Annotated in this window: 1 protein-coding gene; it reads right to left on the bottom strand. The window is 66.3% G+C overall.

Features of this window, described 5'->3' with window-relative positions; genetic code table 11:
• Positions 1–1,482 (bottom strand): IS3 family transposase gene (locus tag GY769_08240; protein MCP4201908.1). Its coding sequence is split into 2 segments (ribosomal slippage), with 1,483 coding nucleotides annotated over them: positions 1–1,032 and positions 1,032–1,482; the frame shifts between segments, so codons are not numbered across the junction. This gene is flagged as partial in the annotation.
• Between the last annotated feature and the right edge of the window lie 60 nt (positions 1,483–1,542).

The following is a 1,542-nucleotide window of genomic DNA, read 5'->3' as shown; positions in this document are numbered from 1 at the left end:
GGTAGACCCGCTGGATGGGTTGCCAGTTGCGAGTCTCACCAGACCACCGCCGAGGATTGCGGCGCCGAGCTCGCTCGTAGACGCGCCGGCGCTGCTGGAGGATCTCCTCTTGCCGGCCGGCATGCCGATCTTCCGGCGTCACGAAGCGAATCGCGCTGTGAAGGTGCTCGGTGTTGTACCAGCGCACGAAGCCCTCGACCCACAACCTCGCCTCCTCAAGGCTCGCGAAGGGGGCCGAAGGGTACTCGGGCCGGTACTTCAGGGTCCGGAACAGCGCCTCGGAGTACGGGTTGTCGTCACTGACGCGCGGCCGGCTGAACGAGGCGACGACGCCCAGTCGCTGTAGGGTCGCCAACATGGTCGAGCCCTTCATCGGGCCACCGTTGTCGGAGTGCAGCACCACGCCGTCCGGATCCAGATCGTGGCGGCGGCAGGTCCGCTCGAAGAGCTCGGCCGCCAGGTCCATCGACTCCTCCCGATAGACCGCAGCGCCCATGATCTTGCGGCTCCAGACGTCCAGAATCAGGTACAGGTAGTAGAAGCTGCCGCGCACCGGAGAGCGCAGGTAGGTGATGTCCCAGCTGAACACCTGGTTGGGGCCCGTGGCCACATGCTCTCGAGGGCGCCAAGTGATGGCCGGCCGCGTGCGCTCTCGGTGAGACAGCAGCGCCTCCTCGCGCAGGAGACGGTACATCGTCGCTTCCGACGCGACGTAGGTGCCCTCATCGGCCAGCCGGGGAACGATCTGGTGCGGCGACAGGTCGCAGTACGCCGGCGAGGTGACGATCTCCAGCACCTCTTGGCGCTCGGCCGCCGACAGCTTGTTGGCCGGTTCGCTGTGAGGGCCATGACGGCAATCCTCGCCACCGCCCTGCTGACGCCAGCGTTGGATCGTCCTGGCCGTCAGGCCGATCGTCTTGCAGGCCAGCCTGAGCCGCGCGCCAGCGCGCACCGCCTCATCGATCAAGTCGAGGATCATCTGCCTCTCCTCGGCATCGTGTCGCCGTCCTCGTCCCCCCAGATCGCGTGGACTTTTTTTTTCAGCACCAGCAGTGCTGCTGTCTCCGCCAGCGCCTTGTCCTTACGCTGCAGCTCGCGCTCCAGCTCGCGGATACGCCGCGCCTCTGGCGAGGCCTTCTTCGATCGCAGCGCCTTCAGACCAGCAACGATCTGCTCGCGCCACTGCCTCAGATGAGTCCGATGCAGCCCGCGACGGCGCAAGAAAACGCCGAGCTCTTCCTCCGACAACGTGTCCGCTTCCATCACCGCCGCCAACTTGGCCTCCGGCGTCCAATCCTGCGGCCTCTTGCCCTTCGTACGTTTGCTTTTTCCCATGCCCCCGACTCTACCGGCTTCGCGAACCCACTTTGACAGTGTCGGCTGAGGCACCCCGACCTCCTCGGACAACGCCGTCGCCGAAGGCGCTCCCGGGGCGCTCAGCCGTTGCACCATCTTCGCCTTGAAGGCGTGCGGATACTCCATGATCACCTCCGTCGCAACAGCTCGCGGCGCAGGCCCACATCCGACGTCTGGGCGACCGCC

This window comes from bacterium (assembly GCA_024224155.1).
Classification (GTDB): Bacteria; Acidobacteriota; Thermoanaerobaculia; order Multivoradales; family JAHEKO01; genus CALZIK01.
The sequence above is the reverse complement of the archived record's forward strand: the minus strand, read 5'-3'. Positions and strand labels throughout refer to the sequence as shown.